This window comes from Wolbachia endosymbiont (group A) of Cydia strobilella, from assembly GCF_964026745.1.
GTDB lineage: Bacteria > Pseudomonadota > Alphaproteobacteria > Rickettsiales > Anaplasmataceae > Wolbachia > Wolbachia pipientis.
Genome location: NZ_OZ034694.1, coordinates 683,963 through 704,918, shown reverse-complemented (window position 1 = coordinate 704,918; position 20,956 = coordinate 683,963). Strand labels below are relative to the sequence as shown.

19 protein-coding genes and 1 other RNA gene are annotated in these 20,956 nt (G+C 35.1%); 12 read left to right on the top strand and 8 right to left on the bottom strand.

Features of this window, described 5'->3' with window-relative positions:
- Nucleotides 1–33: 33 nt before the first annotated feature.
- From AAGD76_RS03460 to AAGD76_RS03450, 3 genes are all read left to right on the top strand, one after another.
- The gene (locus AAGD76_RS03460; protein ID WP_173862870.1) at nt 34–369 is read left to right on the top strand and encodes a WPE palindromic element domain-containing protein; all 336 of its coding nucleotides are present in this window, start codon (nt 34–36) and stop codon (nt 367–369) included.
- Complete coding sequence (gene ybeY, locus AAGD76_RS03455; RefSeq protein ID WP_010082473.1) at nt 363–815, top strand: rRNA maturation RNase YbeY; 453 nt, start codon at nt 363–365, stop codon at nt 813–815. Before AAGD76_RS03460 ends, ybeY begins: the two co-directional genes overlap by 7 nt.
- Before the next feature lie 86 nt (nt 816–901).
- A complete protein-coding gene (locus tag AAGD76_RS03450; protein WP_010082472.1) occupies nt 902–1,690 on the top strand; it encodes a succinate dehydrogenase iron-sulfur subunit in 789 nt (262 codons plus the stop codon).
- 3 nt (nt 1,691–1,693) lie between these two features.
- Here the strand turns inward: AAGD76_RS03450 and AAGD76_RS03445 are convergent, their stop codons facing one another.
- Genes AAGD76_RS03445 through AAGD76_RS03430 form a run of 4 tightly spaced genes read right to left on the bottom strand, consistent with a single transcriptional unit; the run spans nt 1,694 to nt 5,127 of the window.
- Nucleotides 1,694–2,830 (bottom strand): hypothetical protein, encoded by a 1,137-nt coding sequence (locus AAGD76_RS03445; RefSeq protein WP_010962793.1) that lies wholly within the window; start codon nt 2,828–2,830, stop codon nt 1,694–1,696.
- A 42-nt stretch (nt 2,831–2,872) separates the two neighbouring features.
- Nucleotides 2,873–3,652, bottom strand: a complete 780-nt coding sequence (locus AAGD76_RS03440) for a GNAT family N-acetyltransferase (protein WP_006280097.1) — start codon at nt 3,650–3,652, stop codon at nt 2,873–2,875.
- Complete coding sequence (locus AAGD76_RS03435; RefSeq protein ID WP_006279290.1) at nt 3,642–4,124, bottom strand: phosphatidylglycerophosphatase A; 483 nt, start codon at nt 4,122–4,124, stop codon at nt 3,642–3,644. Before AAGD76_RS03435 ends, AAGD76_RS03440 begins: the two co-directional genes overlap by 11 nt.
- A 19-nt stretch (nt 4,125–4,143) precedes the next feature.
- The gene (locus AAGD76_RS03430; RefSeq protein ID WP_010962796.1) at nt 4,144–5,127 is read right to left on the bottom strand and encodes an NAD(P)H-dependent glycerol-3-phosphate dehydrogenase; all 984 of its coding nucleotides are present in this window, start codon (nt 5,125–5,127) and stop codon (nt 4,144–4,146) included.
- A gap of 325 nt (nt 5,128–5,452) precedes the next feature.
- Between AAGD76_RS03430 and AAGD76_RS03425 the strand changes: the two genes are divergently transcribed.
- Nucleotides 5,453–6,223: a response regulator transcription factor gene (locus AAGD76_RS03425; protein ID WP_010962797.1), complete on the top strand. Its 771-nt coding sequence runs from the start codon at nt 5,453–5,455 to the stop codon at nt 6,221–6,223.
- A gap of 51 nt (nt 6,224–6,274) precedes the next feature.
- Here the strand turns inward: AAGD76_RS03425 and rnpB are convergent.
- Nucleotides 6,275–6,624: RNase P RNA component class A (gene rnpB / locus AAGD76_RS03420), an RNA gene on the bottom strand.
- Between the two features lie 157 nt (nt 6,625–6,781).
- Entirely contained in the window at nt 6,782–8,434 is a 1,653-nt protein-coding gene (locus AAGD76_RS03415; RefSeq protein WP_246165608.1) for a hypothetical protein, read from the bottom strand.
- 673 nt (nt 8,435–9,107) lie between these two features.
- Here AAGD76_RS03415 and nuoE point away from each other — a divergent pair.
- The 3 genes from nuoE (at nt 9,108) to AAGD76_RS03400 (ending at nt 11,332) form a co-directional block, all read left to right on the top strand.
- On the top strand, nt 9,108–9,608 hold the full coding sequence (gene nuoE / locus AAGD76_RS03410; RefSeq protein ID WP_010962799.1) for an NADH-quinone oxidoreductase subunit NuoE: 501 nt from the start codon (nt 9,108–9,110) through the stop codon (nt 9,606–9,608).
- On the top strand, nt 9,609–10,823 hold the full coding sequence (gene tgt, locus AAGD76_RS03405; RefSeq protein ID WP_010082445.1) for a tRNA guanosine(34) transglycosylase Tgt: 1,215 nt from the start codon (nt 9,609–9,611) through the stop codon (nt 10,821–10,823).
- A gap of 191 nt (nt 10,824–11,014) precedes the next feature.
- Complete coding sequence (locus AAGD76_RS03400) at nt 11,015–11,332, top strand: hypothetical protein (protein WP_010082444.1); 318 nt, start codon at nt 11,015–11,017, stop codon at nt 11,330–11,332.
- A gap of 6 nt (nt 11,333–11,338) precedes the next feature.
- On the opposite strand, the gene AAGD76_RS03395 is transcribed toward AAGD76_RS03400, so the two are convergent.
- Nucleotides 11,339–12,610, bottom strand: a complete 1,272-nt coding sequence (locus AAGD76_RS03395; protein ID WP_010962800.1) for a M16 family metallopeptidase — start codon at nt 12,608–12,610, stop codon at nt 11,339–11,341.
- A complete protein-coding gene (locus tag AAGD76_RS03390) occupies nt 12,607–13,227 on the bottom strand; it encodes a superoxide dismutase (protein WP_010082437.1) in 621 nt (206 codons plus the stop codon). The genes AAGD76_RS03395 and AAGD76_RS03390 overlap by 4 nt, the downstream gene beginning before the upstream one ends.
- 930 nt (nt 13,228–14,157) lie before the next feature.
- Here AAGD76_RS03390 and AAGD76_RS03385 point away from each other — a divergent pair.
- From AAGD76_RS03385 to AAGD76_RS03365, 5 genes are all read left to right on the top strand, one after another.
- Nucleotides 14,158–15,564, top strand: a complete 1,407-nt coding sequence (locus AAGD76_RS03385) for a cytochrome ubiquinol oxidase subunit I (protein ID WP_006280502.1) — start codon at nt 14,158–14,160, stop codon at nt 15,562–15,564.
- Entirely contained in the window at nt 15,557–16,579 is a 1,023-nt protein-coding gene (gene cydB, locus AAGD76_RS03380; protein WP_341820367.1) for a cytochrome d ubiquinol oxidase subunit II, read from the top strand. Before AAGD76_RS03385 ends, cydB begins: the two co-directional genes overlap by 8 nt.
- 250 nt (nt 16,580–16,829) lie before the next feature.
- A complete protein-coding gene (era, locus tag AAGD76_RS03375) occupies nt 16,830–17,714 on the top strand; it encodes a GTPase Era (protein ID WP_010082484.1) in 885 nt (294 codons plus the stop codon).
- Nucleotides 17,707–18,528 carry a 3'-5' exonuclease gene (locus tag AAGD76_RS03370; RefSeq protein WP_006279435.1) on the top strand — a complete coding sequence of 274 codons (822 nt, stop codon included), beginning with the start codon at nt 17,707–17,709 and terminating at the stop codon, nt 18,526–18,528. The genes era and AAGD76_RS03370 overlap by 8 nt, the downstream gene beginning before the upstream one ends.
- 207 nt (nt 18,529–18,735) lie before the next feature.
- Nucleotides 18,736–20,679: a porin gene (locus AAGD76_RS03365; protein ID WP_341820366.1), complete on the top strand. Its 1,944-nt coding sequence runs from the start codon at nt 18,736–18,738 to the stop codon at nt 20,677–20,679.
- Nucleotides 20,680–20,956: the final 277 nt, after the last annotated feature.

The window sequence follows — 20,956 nt, the reverse complement described above, 5'->3', positions numbered from 1 at the left end:
ATGATGTCATCTCAGCACACAACGCACAGCTGTATGAATATTTGTCTCGAAGGCAGTGCATTAAACGTTATAGCCGATTTTGCATCAAACACAAAGGTGTCATTCCAGTGCTTGACACTGGAATCCAGCCTTAATGCAACCACATTAAAGCCGTTGTGTTTTAATATAAGATTAGCTACTTTTATATTCACTAACTTGATGTCTAATCAAAATTCCTGGATCCCAGTGCCTAGACACTGGGATGACATCCTTCTAGTGTACAATATTCGTACAGTTGTGTACATGACACAAGGGTCTATAACTCTTCTTTTTTGGATTCCAGTGTCAGCTATTTGCATGACACCCTTACTGATGTGTCACTCATGTTAGAAGTAAATATTCTTGACAAGAAATGGTGCAGCATTATAGAAAATCCTAAAAATTTTGTATTAGGTGTCATCAATGCTTCTCTAAAAGAATTAAAAATAGACCACTATAAACCAAATATATCAATAGCTCTGGCTGATGATGACTTGCTACATCAACTTAATTTAAAATTTAGAGAAATGGATAAGCCAACTAACGTACTATCATTTCCGTATGAACAATTGTCTAATGAGTGCGATTTAGGAGACATAGCAATTTCAATAGACACAATAAAAAGAGAATCGCATGAGTATTATATACCCATTCTTGCTCACATTGCACACATGTTAGTGCATGGATTACTGCATTTACTTGGTTATGATCACCAAAAAAAAGATGAAGAAATTATAATGAAAAATCTAGAAAGAGAGATTTTAGCTTCGCTTGGCTACAATATGTGTGCGATTTAAAAGGAATTTAATAAAAATATAGTAGATGATAATAAAATATGTTATCTACAAAGGGTTTTAGCTATAAACAATAAAAGGTAAGTGATATGGTTCAGTTTTCTTTGCCAAAGAATTCTAAAATTAATCAAAAGGGCAAAATTTATCCTATTCCTGCTAGAGCAAAAAACATCAGAAGATTTCAAATTTACCGTTGGTCTGCTGATGACGAGAAAAACCCTAGAATAGACACATTTTTTATTGATATGGATAGTTGTGGCCCTATGGTACTTGATGCATTAATAAAAATAAAGGATGAAATAGATTCGACTTTAACTTTCAGACGTTCTTGTAGAGAAGGCATATGTGGATCTTGTGCCATGAATATTGACGGAACCAATACTCTTGCATGTACTAGATCTATACATGATATAAAAGGTGACGTAAAAATATATCCATTACCTCACATGTATGTAATAAAGGACCTAGTCTCGGATTTGAGCCAATTTTATGAGCAATACAAATCAATTAAACCTTGGTTACAAGCAGATAAGCCTGCCCTACCAAATAAAGAATACTCTCAATCTTCTGAAGATAGAAAAAAATTAGATGGCTTGTCCGACTGTATATTATGTGCTTGCTGTTCGACTGGTTGCCCAAGCTACTGGTGGAATAGTGATAAATTTTTAGGACCAGCAATACTATTACAAGCTTACAGATGGATTGCTGACAGCCGTGATAATAAGACAGGTGAAAGACTTGATGTTTTAAACGACCCATTCAAGTTGTATCGTTGTCATACAATAATGAATTGCACAAAAACTTGTCCTAAAGGACTTAATCCAGCAAGAGCAATAGCGAAAGTAAAACAGCTCATGGTAGAGAGAGAAGGAGTTTAAGTATTATCTTTTGCATTCTTCGTAAGAGAACAGCAAACCTTCCGAAGCGTAGGGTATTGTTAATACCCTGAACGCTTTTCCGTTTGTGAAGTGCATCGTATCATCGTACGATTCAAATAATTTTTTGAACAACTCATGTCTTTGGTTACTAATAGTTTGAAAATCCTCTTTTTCTAAAAGCTTTTTAGATTCGAAGAGGTAAAGCATAACTTCGTGATAAGTTGGGTAAGATGCCAAAAATTTTGGGTCAAATTGAAAGGTTTTTATAAAAGCATTATTATAAAATTTTAGCTTTTGATTCTTACTATATATTACTATAGCAACCGGTAACCTCTCAAGCAAATTTTTCTGTGTAGCTAAATAACTGTTTAATTCAGTATATAATTTCTCTGCATCACTAACATCTTTCCCATACATTACTATGCTACCAGAACCTTGTATTGGAATTTTAACAAAATCGAAAACCTTAGGTTCGTTCTTATAAGTTATGACATGTCTTCCTGGTTTTGTGCTATGAGCGCTACCGGTAATAGCAAATTTCTTAGAACCATCTACATATTTATCATAAAACAAGTTATAAAATTCCACCTTTCTACTCTTGTTATATCTTAGTATTGGAAATGGTAAAGAGTTGAAAACGTTTTTATAGCTCTCCACTTCCTGTGTAAGCTTACTATTTTCTAACTCAAGTCCGTTAGCCTTTATCTTACAGTCTGAGACATTCCTTATCCATAACAGCACACCTATCACATTGTTAGAATCATCTATTATGCTTCTACCGTAACATATGCAATAAACCTCACTGTCTTTTGACTTTAAATCTAGAGTAAAAGATTTATTTATTTCCTTTGCCTCAACAAAATTTTTGATTAAGCTTTCTGATTGCTCAAAAAAATTCACAAACTCATTAAATGAGTAAAAAACAGTATTAAGCAAAATTAGTAAATTGGGAGAGAACTTTTCTATACGTTTTTTTGCATCCCAAATATAAAACCCATCATTCACAGTATCAATTAAATTATTTATGATAACATTTTGATGCTGTAAGTTCTTAATCTTATTACTAATTTTTAATTTAGAATAAGAGAGAAAGAATAATATTAGAATCAATATTAAAACCACTTCATACAAAAAAAACATAGCACTTTTAAAACAAATGTAAAAATTTGTAACCGCTCAGAATTATGCTGAAGAGGTATATAAGTAAAGATTGCCTAACATTTGAAAGCCCAATCTCTTATAAAGGTTCACAGAAGATTTCATACAATGTGCTACTATATATTTGCATTCAAGCTGTTTAGCTATCTTTATTCTTTCTAAAACCATTTGGGTACCTATTCCACGATTCCTGTAAATTGGTAAAACTCCATCACTATAAAAACCAGCTACGCTATCTTGAACATAAAGACCGCATGTCCCAATAATTTCATTATTTAGTGTTACAAGAAAAAATCTTAATCTTGAGTTCTTATCATCATAATTTGATAATCCGCGAAAAAATGTGCTGACAATTCCAACGCCATGATAAAAAATTTTAGAAGTGTGTAGATCTAACTGTTCTAAGAGGTTGCTACCATTCACAGCATTTAACCTCAAGTTTGGAATAACATCAGCAGGTAAAAAGTAATTTTTCATATTAAGTAAAGCTTTTTTTGGTGTGCTAACGTGTTTTATTTCACACTTTTCTAAAATATCTCTTATTTTCATATGTGAATTTATTACCCATGTTGCTTCTATATCTCTTGTTCTGAGATAATCTAGAGTTTTTTGTATAGAAAGCTCGGTACATTGATCTCCACAGAACACAAAATTAAATAATGACTCCCTGGTACCATTTATTGTAAATATGATGTTATCAAATTCATCGTGTACTTCCCACTCAGATAAATTCGCTGTGTACAGTATATAATCCTTTAGATTTTGAACAATTAAGCTTGAATAATAAATTTTTTTATCCTGCATACACCAACAATAAACAATAAAAGGCTCCTATAAGAACACAGGCTAAAATTGCAGCTATAACGTCATCTAGCATAATACCTAAAGGACCTTTGGTATTTTTATCGATTAAATTTATAGGCCACGTTTTTATTATATCAAAAAACCTAAAAGAAAAAAAGCACAACAACAATGAAGAACAATTCATCTCTTGGCTTAACAATATCGAAACTAAAAGTATCGTCAGCAATTGACCAACCACTTCGTCAATTACTACCTCTTTTGGATCACATGAAGTCTTGTAATGTTTTATATAATTACCTGTAGACCATAATCCAATTAAGAATAAAAAAGAAATAATTGCTGCACCTAAAATTTTGTTGCTCAGGATTACAGGAACAAGCGGAAAAGAAGCCAAACTACCCACAGTACCTGGCATTTTTTTTACTGTTCCAGACAGCCACCACGTTGATATTAATTTATATAAAAATTTCACAATATATCCAAATACAAAATTAACTTATAAGAACAGAAAGAGTATCCTCTATAGAGGCGCTTTCATACAATAATCTATAGACCGCTTCACATATAGGCATTTTTATCTTTAGCTTTCCTGCTAAATTAAATATGGACTCAGCAGTGCTAAAACCTTCAATCACTGACTTGCCTTCTGACAAAATCTGCTGAACATTAAAGCCATTGTCACTATTACCTATTTTAAACCCAAAAGATAAGTTTCTTGAATTCAAGGATGTGCATGTCATAATTAGGTCACCCAGACATGCTGGCCCAAGTAGTGTATTTATATCCACACTACCGTCACCAATTTTTGCTGAGTATAAAGCCTTAATTTCGCTCATACTTTTCGTAATCAATGCTGCATGAGCATTAAACCCAAGTTTACTACCTAGAACAATCCCACACGCTATAGCAAAAACGTTCTTTAACGCTGCACAAATCTGTACTCCTATAATGTCGTTACTAAACTCCAATTTAACATTTTCTTGTTGCAGCTCTGATACTAGCTTTGAACCTAATGTGTTATTTTGGCATGCAAGAACCATTGAATAGGGTAATTTTCTTGCAACTTCTACAGCAAAGCTAGGACCTGAAAAAATAGCAATAGGATTGTTAGGTAAAATTTCATTTACTATTTCACTAGGTAATTTTAATGTAGACTTTTCTATTCCCTTACAAGCTAAAATTATTGCTACATCTTTTTTCAGATTACAATTATGCAATTGCTGACATACCTTCCTCAGAGACTGAGTGGGAACAGCGAGGATTGTTACTGAAGCATTAATTATGTCTTCAATAGCCAATTTTACTGACACATTATCAGAAATTCGACAACCGGGTAGCTTGTCACTTTCTCTTTTCCCGTTGATTGATTCAAATGTAGTTTCATTGTGAGTCCACAAAATCACATCTTTCTTACTACCTAATGAAATTGCGATTGCTGTACCCCATGCACCAGCACCTAAAATTGATATTGCCACACAATATTCCTGAAAATATTACTTATACTTTAAAATAGTAGGATAAGTAAATTAAAAATATAACACAGACATATAGAATAGTTAAATATTTATTAACCGAAGTATTCTTTTAATAATAGTAACTTTAATTCAATATTTACTAAAAATATTATTACTATCATGGTATGTCTATTATATTTTAGATCTATTTATATAACTTTGGAACAATATATTTACTATTAATTAATAAGTGTAATTTTGATCATTTGTTAATAAAAATTTGATTTATTACTTTCCTTAGTTATATATATTACTAAAATTATAAATTATTTATGGGGTGTAAAATATGCGTATATTATTAATTGAAGATGATCAAGTAAGTGCAAAGACTGTAGTTAACGCCTTAACTTCTGATGGACACTTCTGTGACGTTGTTACTTCTGCACAAGATTATAACAATAATATGGTTTCCTCAAACGGAGATTACTATGACCTAGTTATTTTAGATATACACTTACCTGGTGATATTGACGGATATGATATATTGTTAAGACTAAGAAGTGCAAAAATCAAAGTTCCTGTCTTAATACTTTCATGCATATCCGCTGTCAATCACAAAGCTAAAGGACTCGGGTATGGTGCCGATGATTACTTAACCAAGCCATTTCATAAAAGCGAGTTATTAGCTCGAATTAAGGCCATAGTGCGTCGTACTAAAGGCCATCCTGAATCGGTGATAAAGATTGGTAATATAAATATCAATTTTGATCACAGGGTTGTTGAGGTGAAAGGTAAAACGGTTCACCTTACTAATAAAGAGTATTCTATGATAGAATTGCTAGCACTGCGTAAAGGAACAGTACTAACAAAAGAAATGTTCTTAAATCATCTTTACAATGGCTTGGATGAACCTTCAGATAACAAGATAGTTGATGTTTTTATGTGCAAATTACGTAAGAAACTTGAAAGTGCAAATGATGGAAAAAGCCACATAGAAACCGTTTGGGGCAGAGGGTATGTTCTGAAAGAGTATATTGATGATGATGAATATTCTAATGTTAATGTAGGCGAAAGTAGTGATGGCTATCAAGCAGAACAAGTGAAGGACAACGCATGAAATGCCTACACATTTAAATATAGCATGGCTTATATCGCACGTATCATGTGAACGCCTAGGTGAAATATAAGCCGAGTTCTGTTTATGTAGCTATTTATCTGGAGTAAATGTTACCATTTACCGCATGCGATTTACCCGAGTAGATATGAGGAAAACATAAAATCTACTTCTATTTAATCTTGCTCCTAGTGTTGGTTACTCGACTACCAATGTTGCCATTGCCATGGTGTGCTCTTACCACACCTTTTCACCCTTACCTAAAAATATTTTAGGCGGTAATTTTCTGTAGCCCTATAACTGGAGTTACCTCCGGCGGGCATTACCCGTCACTATTTTTCCTTGGAGCCCGGACTTTCCTCTGCTATGTTTATCACACAACAGCAGCTACTTATTTCACCTAGGAATTATACTTTAACATGAAAATCACAAAAGCAAAAGACAATTTCCTAACAGTCTACATATTAAAAACATTTAGACAAATAGCTAAAGGTGATATTCCGGCACATCATCACTATCCCAAGATAAGCTTTTTTCACTTTTAGACTCCGCTTCAGTTAGTCAAGAGCCTGGTCCACCGCTTGAAGACGATGAGCTACTTCTTGATCGACTACTACTTTCTACTGATATACTATTTAGCACTGTTTCAGATTGATATATAGTTCGCATTCTGTTACCAGTGGTAAAAATTTCTTCATCGCTACTTGAAGATGATCGCCTTCTATAACCCAAATCAGTTAGTTCTAATACAGGAGCAGCATTACGACCCTTAACATATCTATATGCTATGAATCCTATAATTCCAACAATACCTATTGCTCCAACCAAAGATCCCCCTATCATTCCTGCCTTATTAGACCCTATAGCAAGTTGAGTAGGTTGTGGTGAAGAAGTAGACTGAGGAAGTAAAGTCGTGGTGAATATAGGAGTTGTTGACTCTTTTGTTCTAGTACTTGGTATACTAAATACTGTTTGTGTAGTTTTCTCTGAGCTTGTTGTTGGCGCAGTTGGTTCCACTGTTACTGTGCTTGTTTGAGTCGTTGACTCTGTTGAAGGTTTATTCGTTGTAGAAGTAGGTGCAACGGCTTCTGTTGTTGGCTTCACTGTTACTGTACTTGTTTGAGTCGTTGACTCTGTTGAAGGTTTACTCATCGTAGAAGTCGACGCACCAGTCGCTGCTGTAGGTTTTACAGTACTTGTCTCAGTCCCTGAAGTTACTATCGGCACACTAGTTGACGTTGTAGCAACCGTGGTCGCTTGTGAAGTAGTAGTTGTTTTTGCTACTGTCGTTGACTCCGTTGAAGGTTTACTTATTGTAGAAGTAGGTGCAACGGCTTCCGTTGTCAATTTAGTAGTCTTCACAGCGTCGGTTTCTGCTGTGCTAGTAATTGCAGCAGTCGGCGTCTTCTTAGAAGTCACAACCGTTTCTGCAACAGTTATAGGAGCCACGGTACTACTAGAAATAATATCTGGCGTTAATCGACCGTTAATGATATTAACAAAATCACTGAGAGTTTTGATGCTATTTGCCGGTATTATTGTTGCTTCAGAAGATTTTCCAGAGCCGTTTTGATTAAAAGTTACAATATTTTCTCCACTTACCGCAGTTACGATAAAACCACCCTGACCGTTGCCTTTAATATATAATTGCTCTATAGGATCTGTAAATTGATAGATAGGAAAATCTGACACTGATCCATTTTTAAGTAGAGTTGCTATATGTAACCTCTGCTCATTAGCTGATTGGTCATTTTCAAGAAAAGCAACTAGATCATTTCCTTCCGTTTGTTCAACATACTGCAAAAAGCTTATTTCATGTTCTCTAGAAAGAGATAGTGCTTTATTATCTATTTGACCTTTTCGATTACCAAGTAAAAAGCCATTAACTCCATCCTTCAGACCCTGAATCACTTTAGCCATATCAAATTTAAAAATACGTGTTTTTCTCACCTCTTGATTTTCCTTAGTAATCCTTTTGCTCACTTGCGAATAAAGCATCGTGTTTCCATTTAATGCCAATTGCCCCTGATTATCAAAATTGAACAATTTTCTTTCTGTAACACCTTTTTCTCCAGTCAATACCTTAAATTTTCCGCTCTCGCTTGACTTTAAGTACCAAGAAACTAAAGTTTGATCCTTTAAGTTATGGGCGATTACAATTACGTCACCATTACCAACTTTCACTGCTCTTGGTTGAAAGTAACTATTGCCCACATTTGCAAGACTATTATTATCAATATTCTTTTGTAATTTTCTTTTATCTAAATGTTCAACTGAAGGAGTATTAACTGATTGTTTAATTCCGTAAGTGTTAAAAGATAAGCCTTTAACGCATTTTTCTCCTTCTTCGCTAATTCCTTCTTCAGGAAAGATAACTCCAACTTTATCTATTTCAGCTGAATCTTCTATTAATGTGAGAGATAATTGATCTTTGAATTCATTTGCTACGCTGATATTTGTACCACATTCGTATGTTTTTGATTGATATAATGGACTAATAAGTAATTTTACTTTACTGCTCCCATTACCATTATCTTGATAGCTGAGTCCGTAAGCAACTCCATTCCCCTCAATTAATTCTACGTTTGTTGGATTAAAACCTATCGCTTCTTTAATTTCCGGTGTATTTGAGTTGATCCGAGCAATCTTCTTAATATAGACATAATTTTATTTAAAATATTAATAAAATGCTATTATGATTACTCCTGTGTGTTAATGTCAATGAAAATTTTAACTAAAATTAAAAAATTAATATAATATTTTATACTAAAAGGTAAATATAAGCTTGAAGAGGGCTAAGAAGCTTTATGCTATTTCTCAAAAAACCAACAATTGCAATCATTGGTTCTACAGGTATAATCTGTTAAAGTTTACACGAGTCTCATGAATGATAGAAAAAGAAGAGCAGTTTAGTTTTACATCAGAAAACCTCAAGAAAGCGGGAAAGTTTATAGAGATGTATCCCAAAGGTAGAGAAGGTAGTGCTGTTATGCCTTTACTATATCTGGTTCAAGAGCAATGCGGATGGGTTTCTGAATCTGCTATGCGTTATGTTGCTGATATGCTGCATATTCCACATATTCGTGTATATGAAGTGGCAAATTTTTACACCATGTATAATTTAAAACCAGTAGGCAAATATCTAATACAAATTTGTAGAACAACTCCTTGCTGGTTGTGCAATAGTGAAGAAGTTTTAAATACCTTTAAAAAAAAACTTGGAATCAATATCGGTGAGACTACTAAAGATAATTTGTTCACTTTAAAAGAAGTTGAATGCCTAGGTGCATGCGTTAATGCTCCCGTTGTGCAGATCAATAATGACTTCTATGAAAATCTTACTCCTGAGAAAGTAGAAAACATCATAACAGAACTTTCAGGCAAATAGATGAAAGAAGAATTTTCATTCAAGAGAATCAAGCAATCAGGTTCTGCAAGAGTTGGAACAATTAAAACTCCAAATGGAAGCGTAGAAACCCCCGCTTTTATATTCTGCGCAACAAAAGCTGCAATTAAAGCTGCAGATATTGAAAGAATAAGTGAAGCTGGTACCCAAATCATACTTTCCAACACCTATCACCTAATGCTTCAACCAGGAGAGAATACTGTTGCAAAACTTGGTGGTTTGCGCAAGATGATAGGATGGAATGGGCCAATGCTAACTGACTCAGGTGGATATCAGATATTTAGCTTAGGCCACGGATCAGTTTCGGAAGAGATAAAAGGAATAAGAAAAAAACAAAAAACTTTGATCAAAATTAATGAGGATGGGGCAATTTTTCGTTCTTACATTAATGGTAAAATTTATTGCTTAACTCCTGAAAAATCTGTACAAATTCAACAGAAATTAGGTGCAGATTTAATCCTAGTTTTAGATGAATGCACTCCATTTCACGTAAGCAAAGAATACACAGCAAAATCAATGCTCATGAGCCACAGATGGGCTGAACGTTCTTTAAATGAATTTGAAAAAAACAATAATGGCAAGCAGGCACTGTATGGAATTAGTCAAGGCGGAGTGTATCAAGATTTACGTAGAGAAAGTTGTGATTTTATCAACGATTTGCCATTTTTTGGTCAAGCAATAGGTGGATCACTTGGTCAAAGTAAAGAGCAGATGCATGATGTAGTTTCTTTCACTATGGACCACCTGAAAAAAGACAGGCCTACTCATTTGCTTGGTATTGGTGGAATTGTGGACATCTTTCGCGGAGTAGAGCTTGGAATTGACACGTTTGATTGCGTGCATCCAACCCGCTTAGCAAGGCATGGTGGCGCACTTGTTAAAGTAAAAAACAGAAATTCTATTTCTTCAAAGTGCAAAGAGCATATTAATTTGCGGAATCAACGATTTGAGCTGGACAACAACCCAATTGAAAGTGACTGTTTATGCTTTACCTGCAGAAAACATTCAAGAGCTTATATACACCATTTACTGAAAGCTAAAGAGCTCCTGGCTTACACGCTCGTTACCATTCATAATATTTTCTTTATGAATAAGTTAATGGCATCAATAAGGCAGGCTATATTAGATGATAGGCTAGATCGGGAGAAAAATAATTGGATTAGTGAGACACCACTACACTGTGAATTATACACCTAGTTCATATTTTTCTACGCTTATTTTATATTCCCTAAAACAGAAAAAGCCTTCCTCTTCCTACTCTTTCTTCCTTGGCTAATCCATAGTTAGCGTCTTTTGCACATGTGCGTTGCATTTTTTAATCTTCTTTAAAAACTTGACAATACATGACAACACTGGTATGTTAAAAATATAGTTTTTGTGAGGTATTTATGGTTAACAATAAAGAAAAACATCAAATAGCGTTTTGCGTTTCAGCCGTTACATTCTTAGCTGGGTTATCATTAATCGCAACTGCAATTGCAGTGGGTACCGTACCTGCTATAGCTGCTTGTCTAGTGATAGGAGGAATTTTGACTGTCTTGTCTGGTGTGCAAGCAGTAGAAAGCTATTTATTTTTACGAAACAGCGAGAAAACTTTGAATAAACTGATAAGTAATATACGCGATGAACCAGAAAGCAAACTTTTTATAGAAAGGATTTTGCAACCGTTCATTGAACTTTTTAGTGAGCTTAAGCAACATAATTAAAGTACACTAAGCTTTAAGCATAGAAACCACTTTATCGTAACTTGGCAATGATTCAATTTCTCCAATTGCAGCTAGAGTGGTTTTTTCATGCTGAGATAACAATTCTTCTGCTGCTTTTTTTACGTTAGCAGTGGTAACTGCACTAATTTTTTCTATTAATTCATTTTTACTGATGTACCTATTATAGTTACCGTAGTAGTGTCCCAATGTTTCAGCACGTGAGCTAACACTTTCGCGTGACATTAAAATTTGGGATTTTACTCGCTCTTTCACTCTATTTACTTCTTCTTCCTTCAGATCATCTGTAGACAACTTCTTCAACTCTGTCGTTATAGATTTTAAAAGCTTATCTAAGTTACTACTGTCTGTACCAGCAAAAATGGAAAACATTCCTGTATTAGTATAGCTGGAATTAAATGAATAAACAGAGTAAGCTAATCCCTGCTTTTCCCTTACTTCCTGGAATAAACGTGATGACATTCCGCTCCCTAATATAGAATCAAGCACTTGAAACGTGTGATATTTATCGTCATGGCGAGAAACACTAGGTAGACCAATTAGCAAGTGTACCTGATCTAATTTACGATGTTCTAAATACTCACCACCAGTACAGCTCGCATTTTGGCTTTTTTTCAGCTTTTTAGAATGAATCTTTGAGAGAAAATCTTTGGTTAATGCAACAACTTCTTCATGTTCAACATTTCCTGCAACGGCAAATAGCATATTCTCACCAAAGTAATGCTCATTTATGTAATTATCTAGATCTCCTCGAGTAAAAGATTTTACAGTATTTTGCGTGCCTAAGATTGACCTACCAAATGGTTGGTCTTTATAAGCTGCCTCAAAATATTTGTCGAAAATAATGTCACTTGGTGAATCATTAGTTTGAAAAATCTCTTGTATTACAACACCCTTCTCACGTTCCAATTCATCTTCTGGAAACGTGGAATTCATCAATATATCTATTAATATATCAATACCAGTTTTTATGTCTTTCTTGAGGACTTTTGCATAATAGGTGGTGCTTTCCCTACCGGTGCTAGCGTTGAAAACTCCACCTATGTCATCAAAAGCTTTTGCAATTTCAAAGGCAGTTCTTGTCTTCGTCCCTTTGAAAGCCATGTGTTCTAAAAAATGGGATATTCCATTTTGCTTTGCACTTTCTGCTCTACTGCCAACACCAACTCGTATGCTTAAAGCTACGGAATCAATATCACGCACCTGCTCAGTTATTATGCGCAGACCATTATCTAATTTTGTTACCCGGGGTATATTCATCTCATATATTCTTCTAAGTTCTCTTCTGCAAAATCCCAATTAATCAAATGATCAAGGAAAACTTTTATGTAGTCAATTCTACGGTTTTGACAATCTAAATAATAGGCGTGCTCCCACACATCCATAGTGAGTAGTGGCACTTGGCCATAAATTATTGGCAAATCTGCATTTGGAGTCTTGGTGATTTTGAGCTTTCCTAACCTACCTTTTTCGAGCACTAACCATACCCATCCACTGCCAAACTGGCTTACTCCATGACTCGAAAATTCTTCATAAAATTTATCAAAGCCACCGATATCGTCTTGAATTTTTTTTGCTAGAAGACTACCATCTTTAGGCTTACCACCACCATTTTTTTTCATTGAATTCCAATAAAAAGTATGGTTCCAAACTTGTGCTGCATTATTAAATATAGGCAAGTTGCCGCTATTACCATGCACTTTTGTTATTAATTCCTCAATTTTTACATGTTGATAATCCGTATTTTCAACTAGCTCGTTGAGTTTATTTAAATATCCTTTATGGTGCTTATCATAATGAAAATCTAAGGTTTTTGCAGATATATAAGGCTCCAAAGCTGTTTTATCGTATGGTAATTCAGGTAAAGTAAAACTCATAAAAACCTCTTTATTTCTAACCTACTTGGATGGTAGGGCAATATATGCTTTTATGCAACATATAATTAATAGCTAAAACATTTAGGTATCTATTGCATTATTCTAAATTATACTACAATAACGATTATTATATAAGCCATAGAAATGGATTAAATGCAAAAGTTACTTGACACCCTTCGCCAACCCCCTTATCATGAAACTGAAGCTATTGTATTTGCTTTCGCCAATCTGCAGATTAAAAGGTAAGGATTACTTAATGTATCGGCGTCTTATGTTCAATTTTTTGCAGTATATAGATACTGTATGTCTTTACAAAACTTCATCTACATCTAGGTTTTTATCTAAATAAGCTGAACGCGCTTATAAAGCGTTACAAGACATCAAAAAATGCCAATACTCGACAGAGATAGTAAAAGACTAGCTAACTCGGGGATTCTTTGTCTTTTTTTCTGCTTAGTAAATTTCTTAAACATTTGCAGCGTAAGTTAGTTGCAATTAAAAGCGGCTGAATCTCGCTTGTCAAGCGTTTAAAACATAAAAAACGCCAATATTTTAAAGCGGATAATAACCCCAGGGCTTCTTTTGCCTTTTTTTTCATTTGGTAAATTTCTTAATATTTATAGCTAAACAACAACCGTCATCCCGCTACGTGTTAGCGGGATCTATGCTTTGAGATACCGCGAATGAATCGCGGTATGACGGTGTAATGATGGTTAAGTAATTCGTCATTCCGCTACGTGTTAGCGGGATCTAGAGATACCGTGACGGTATGACAAGGGAGAACAGTTGTATTCCTGCACAATTTATTCTCATGACAAAAACGTCTTAACTTTCTCTCTACTTTTTCTGGGTAAGGTCAATTTTGTGAAAAAATGGATTGAATTATAGGCAGATTTGGCTATTATTTGTAATACATGGGTATTAGGTAAAATGTTTAAATTTGACCCTTTATTATTAGCTCGAATTCAGTTTGCCTTCACAATAGGCTTTCACATTATATTTCCTGCTTTCACGATCGGGCTTGCAAGTTTTCTAGCCTTTTTGGAATGGTGTTGGCTTAAGACTGGTGATACACGTTTCCGTGATGTTTATAAATTCTGGATCAAGATTTTTGCCGTTGCTTTTGGCATGGGAGTGGTATCTGGAGTTGTAATGTCATATCAACTTGGTACCAATTGGTCGATTTTTTCTGACCGCATAGCCAATGTTCTCGGCCCTCTATTTTCCTTTGAGGTTTTAACAGCCTTTTTTCTGGAGGCATCTTTTTTGAGTATTATGCTATTTGGATGGAATAGAGTAAGTTCTCGTATGCACTTTGCTTCTACTTGTATTGTTGCAGTGGGAACGCTTATTTCAGCTTTTTGGATTATTGCGGCCAACAGTTGGATGCAAACACCCGCTGGATTCACGATTGGTGAGAATGGTCTCCTATATCCAACCAATTGGTTAGAGATTATTTTTAATCCTTCTTTCCCTTATCGCTTTATTCATATGGTAACAGCAGCCTATCTTACAACAGCTTTTGTGGTTGGTGGTGTAGGAGCATTTTATCTTTGGAGAAAACGACATGCTCCTCAAGCAAGAATTATGCTTGGTATGGCAACCATTATGGTAGCTTTAGCTGCACCATTTCAGCTGTTCATGGGAGATAGGCATGGATTAAATACACTAAAGCATCAACCTGCTAAGATTGCTGCAATGGAAGGTATATGGGAAACCGAAAAAGGGGCTGGCTTACTTTTATTTGCTTATCCGGATCAGCAAAATGAAATTAATCACTACGAGATAAAAATTCCTAATCTTGCCAGCTTGATCTTAACACATGATTTTTTAGGAGAAGTAAAAGGATTAAAGGAATGGAAAAAAGAAGATAGACCACCTGTAGTATGGGTATTCTGGTCCTTCCGTATAATGGTTGGAGTTGGAATTTTAATGATCATAATTGGGTCAGTAAGTGTTATACAGTATCTTCGTGGCAAATTATTCCAAAGTTGTTTCTTACATGGATGGTGGATATCAATGATGCCGTCTGGGTTCATAGCGTTACTTGCAGGTTGGTTTACTACTGAAATTGGCCGTCAACCTTACACTGTATATGGAATTATGCGCACAATTGAATCATTTTCATCTGCGATTACCGGTCCTCAGGTTGCATGGTCTTTGATTGCATTTATCGTTATGTATACCCTTATATTTGGAGCAGGTAGTTACTATATTCTGAAACTTATATACAAAGGAATTCCTGTCATTAAAGAAGAAGAGCAATTTTATAAACACGGTATTGGAGCTTCAGTGATTGATGCTGGTACATCTGGAAAGGACAACAATCATGTTTGATTTTTCTTCCTTAATTAATTTACCCCTAATCTGGGGATTACTAATTGCCATAGCTGTTTTACTGTATATTTTAATGGATGGGTTTGATTTAGGTATTGGTATTTTACTTCCTTTTGCACCGTCAGATAAATGCCGTGATCACATGATAAGCTCAATTGCACCATTTTGGGATGGAAACGAAACATGGTTGGTATTGGGTGGTGGAGGGTTGTTTGCTGCTTTTCCTCTTGCATATTCAATATTAATGCCTGCTTTTTATATTCCAATCATTATTATGCTGCTTGGCCTTATAGTGCGCGGAGTATCCTTTGAGTTTCGTTTTAAGGCAGAAGGAAAATACAGGCGATTATGGGATTATGCCTTTCATTTTGGGTCACTTGGTGCTGCATTTTGCCAAGGCATGATTTTAGGTGCATTTATACATGGTGTAGAAGTAAACGGACGCAACTTTTCTGGTGGCCAATTTGATTGGGCAAGTGCTTTTAGTGTAATGACAGGTATTGCTGTGATATTTGGATATGCACTTTTAGGTTCTACATGGCTCATAATGAAGACAGAAAATATAACACAAGAATGGGCACGCAAGGTTGCTTCTTATACGCTTGGTTTTGTAGGTATTTTCATGGGACTAGTGAGTGTAGTGACACCATTTTCAAATGAACGTATTAAAAACTTTTGGTTTAGCATGCCAAATTTTTATTATTTATTTTCTATTCCATTACTCACATCTTGGCTATTTTTCATGCTGTGGTTTGATCTTCAGAATACTGAACGGGAGTACCGTCCATTCTTTCTCAGTATTGCTATTTTTTTTATGGGATATTTAGGTTTAGGAATTAGTATCTACCCATGGATTATACCTTTTCAATATACCATTCTGGATGCAGCTGCTTCTGGGCCAAGTTTATCTTTAATGCTCATTGTTATAATACCGCTTTTACCAATCATTTTAACTTACACTGGTTATTGCTATTATGTCTTTCGTGGAAAATCAAATTATGAACACACATATTAAGGAGTTAGTGACCTTATGGTTAAAACGTTACCCTTAAATCAAGCAGTCGTTCAGGCAATGGCGTCAACTCAAGAGCCTTCATTAGCAAACCCTCCTATGGATTTTCTGAAAAGTTTTTGAGTATATTGTATTTTTAATTTGTAGAATAAGTTTTTTTCCTTTTTGCATGCTAACCAAAAAGGGTTCTGTCATCCTTCTTGTCATATAAGTAGCTTGACGCGGGCATTCAGTTTTCTTTATAATTTTCTTTGTGAAAGAACAAAAATGCTTATTTGTAACCATAGCTGGCTTACCAAATGCTGGGAAGTCTACATTAATTAACAGCATCATAGGCAAGAAAATTGCAATTGTCACCCCTAAAGTGCAAACAACAAGGACGCAAATAAGGGGTGTTGCAACATGCAACAACACACAAATTGTCTTTACTGACTCCCCAGGAATTTTCTCAGCAGAAACAAAACTTGAAAAAGCTTTAGTCAAATCTGCATGGTCGGCAGTTAAGGATAGTGACATCACTTTGTTGCTTGTTGATGTAAGCAATTATTTGAAAAATATAGAAAGAATTAAGACTATATTTATGCGGCTGCAGCGCACAAAAGGCAGATGCATTTTGGTTATCAATAAAACTGATTTGGTAAAAAGGCCTGAATTAAAGATGGCGCATGAGCATCTGAATTTGCTTTATAAATTTGAAAAGGTTTTTATGATATCAGCATTAAAGAATGATGGACTTTCTGATTTGATGAATTACTTGTCTGAAGTTGCATCGGTGAGCCCCTGGTTTTATGAAGAAGATCAAATAACCGATTCCTCGACAAATTTTTTATCAGCAGAAATTACGAGAGAAAAATTATTCTTGAACTTGCGTGAAGAATTGCCATACTCTACAGCTGTTATAACTGAACAATTTGAGGAAAAAAAAGATAAGAGTTTAGTCATCAAACAGATCATATTTGTGTTGAAAGATAGTCATAAAAAAATAGTACTAGGAAAAGATGGCAGTAATATTAAAAAAATTAATATCGAAGCGCGTGCTGAACTAGAAAAATTATTTGAGTGCAAGGTACACCTCTTTTTATTTGTGAAAGTGCGACCTTGGATCGACCGTCCGGAGGAGTATATAGGCAATGCTTAATTCTTTATTGGTATTTGATATTGAAACTATACCAGATGTAAATTCCTGCAAAAATTTACTCAATATTAGTGATGATAGTAGTGTAGAAGAGAAGAGGGATGCATTAACAAAATATCATCTTGAAATAACAAACGGGCAAAACTCTTTTCTGCGTCAGCCTTTTCACCTTGTTGTAGTTATTAGTTTTTTACTTTGCAATATAAGCTACCAGAGTGGTTATGAGGTGTTCACACTGCAAGAAATAAGATCTGGAGGCACACTAAATTCCAGTGAAAAGGAGCTAGTGAAAGGATTTTTTAACTACATATCAGAGAAAAAGCCAAGATTAGTTTCGTTCAACGGACGCACTTTTGATATACCAGTGCTGAAGTATCGTGCTATGGTCCATGGCATTCAAGCAGAATATTTTCATAAAGCTGGCGATAAGTGGAATAGTTACAATCAGAGATATAGCAGTGATTGGCATTGTGATTTGCTTGAATCCCTCTCTGATTTTGGAGCTTCTGCGAGAGTAAAAATGAACGAAGTTTGTGCAGCATTTAATCTTCCTGGTAAGATTGGAGTTGATGGGTCACAAGTTATGGACTTATACGATAGCGGCAAGATACAAGAGATTCGAGATTATTGTGAAACAGATGTAATTAACACTTATTTGATTTACTTAAGGTTCATGCATCATCAGGGAAGGATTACTACTGAAAGCTACAACAAAAGTGTGGAAGAGCTGCTTTTAGAGTGCGAAAAAAAAGAATACCTAAAGAAATTTAAAGAAGAATGGCAAATAACTTGTGGTGGAAAAATTTTACTTCCATAGAATAAATAGTCGAGTTATAATGCACTAACAAGCGAACCTCTGTACTAAATTTTGGTTAATATACACGTTGAGCATATTAAGAAAGTTGCTTTTAAGGTATTGCATTTTACTTTTATTTTCGTTATAAGGTTGCTTTAAGTTGAATTTTCAACATTTTTATACTATTTACATTTAAGATATGATTTCGAAATTTTTTGGGGGCACTTCATGAAAAAGTCTATGTATACTAGAACTGCTCTAGTTTCTTTATTAACTTTATGTTCTTTCAGCAGTTTTGCAGCTGACTTTCCTGATGAGAGTATGAAGGAAATAAAAAAGCAAGAGAGCACAAAAACTTCTGGAAAAGTGGAAGTTATGAAAACATCAAATAAAAAACTGAAAGAAAAGATGGACAGAATATGTAATGCTGATCCAAGAAAAAAAGCTGAAGAGCTTAAGAAAAAAGAGGAGATCAGGCTAGCAAATGAGAAAAAAGCAAAGCTTATAGAGGATTCAAAAGCGAAAGCTCTAAACGCTAAGAATTCTAATATAGAAAAAGGTAAAGTTTCAAAAACTAAGCGTTCTAAAACTAAGAATGCTAAAGTTGAAGCTAAAGATGTAAAGAAGGATATAAAAGTTGTTAACAAAAATACAGAGGAAAAAGGTAAGGCAAGTCCTGTTGTTTCAGTTGGTGGAGTTGATATTATCGATACCAATCAAGGGCAAAGTAATTTAAGAATAACTTTTGGTGGTGTTGTTGATGCTCAAGGTTATGGCAAAGCTGGACCAAGTGGCGCAGATTATAAACGTTATAACGTTATGCCAAACAGATCTACAGAGTATTATAATGCCACTCCAGATATAACAAGAGGAGCAAATCCAATATTCTATGAAGGAATAGGAAATATTGGTGATTACAGCAACGATATGGGTATGATTGCTGACGCGATATTGCACCTCAGAGCAGAAAATAAGAATGAAGATTTAGGTCTTCTTTATGGTGCTGACGTGCAGTTTCATGTTCCAGTGACCGAAGGTAAGGGAGCTTCACAGGGTGTTTATGCTGCAAAAGGCAGAAGTGCGCATGTGTTTGTTAACTCAAAATATGGTGACGTGAAGCTTGGTTACCAATTTGGTCCTGAGGCTCTGATGAGGCTTGATGCAACAAGAATTGCGACTGTTGACGGAGCTGCAGATAGTGACTGGTTCAGAAAAGTGAACTTAGAAGGAAGCGCTGCTAGCTTTCCATTTTATGTAACACCACGTCTTTACACTGAAAGTTTTTCGAGTGAAAGTGAAAAATTCTCTTTCCGCATGGCAGGGAAATATAACAAAGGCGTTATGACTACACTGCCATTTAGAGTTGCTTACTACTCACCAAATTATATGGGCGCAAGATTTGGTATCAGCTACTCACCTCGTTATGATAGTGGTTTGTTTACTGTAAAAGAAACAGTTTCAGAAGATAAAGGCGGTAAGATAGAACATAAGGAAACGATAAAGCATGTCGGCCCAGACTATGAGCACATAGTAAGTGCTGGTGCATCATATGAATATGACTTTGATAAACATAACATAAAAGTTAAAACTTCTGCAGTTGGTGAATATGGCTTTCCAAAGCAACCAAGTAAAGATAAGCATCTTTATAAGGAATTTGTGGAGTATAATGACCTGATGGGTGTTAATTTTGGTGTAAGCGCTGATTATAAGATTAATGAAGATCAAGGCGTAAAGTTTGCTGCCTCTTTTGCATACTTGGGCAAATCTGGTCAACCGAAGGGTATTAAAAAATTAATTGGTGATACCTATACGGAAATTGATAGTAAAGATGCTACTGATGGCAAAAGAGTGGAAGGGCTGAAAGCTCAATTTGGTAAAGATAGTATAGATACCATGTATTGGACTGTAGGAGCTGGGTATCAACATGAGAATATCTACACAAGTTTGACGTATTTTGGCAGCAGAATGAATGACAAAGATATGCTTCATGATGGTGCACTTGGCGTTCAATATGATCTGTCTCCTGCATGCAGTAAGAGCAAATTTGTTCCTTACGCAGCTCTCCATTATTTTATGACTAACGAAACAGGTAAGCTGAAAGATGAGTCTGATGCTGATGTACCTTCTAACCAAGGAATTCTCCTTCTTACTGGTGTGAAGTTTTCTTTCTAACCAGCCAGTACACACCACAGTTAACTGTGGTGTATTCTTGTCTGTTAGTGTTTATTTGTCGATCAAATAAACATATGGTGTCCTCTCTCCTGTCATCCCAGTGCGTGACACACAACTGTACGAACATTGTGATTTGAGGACACTCCACCAAGAAGGATGTCATCCCAGTGCCCAGACACTGGGATCCAGCTTTCCATGCAACTTCATCAAAAGCGTTTATTCAGCATAAGATCAGCCACTTTTTATGCTCACCAAATCAGTTTGCTTACTTACAAGC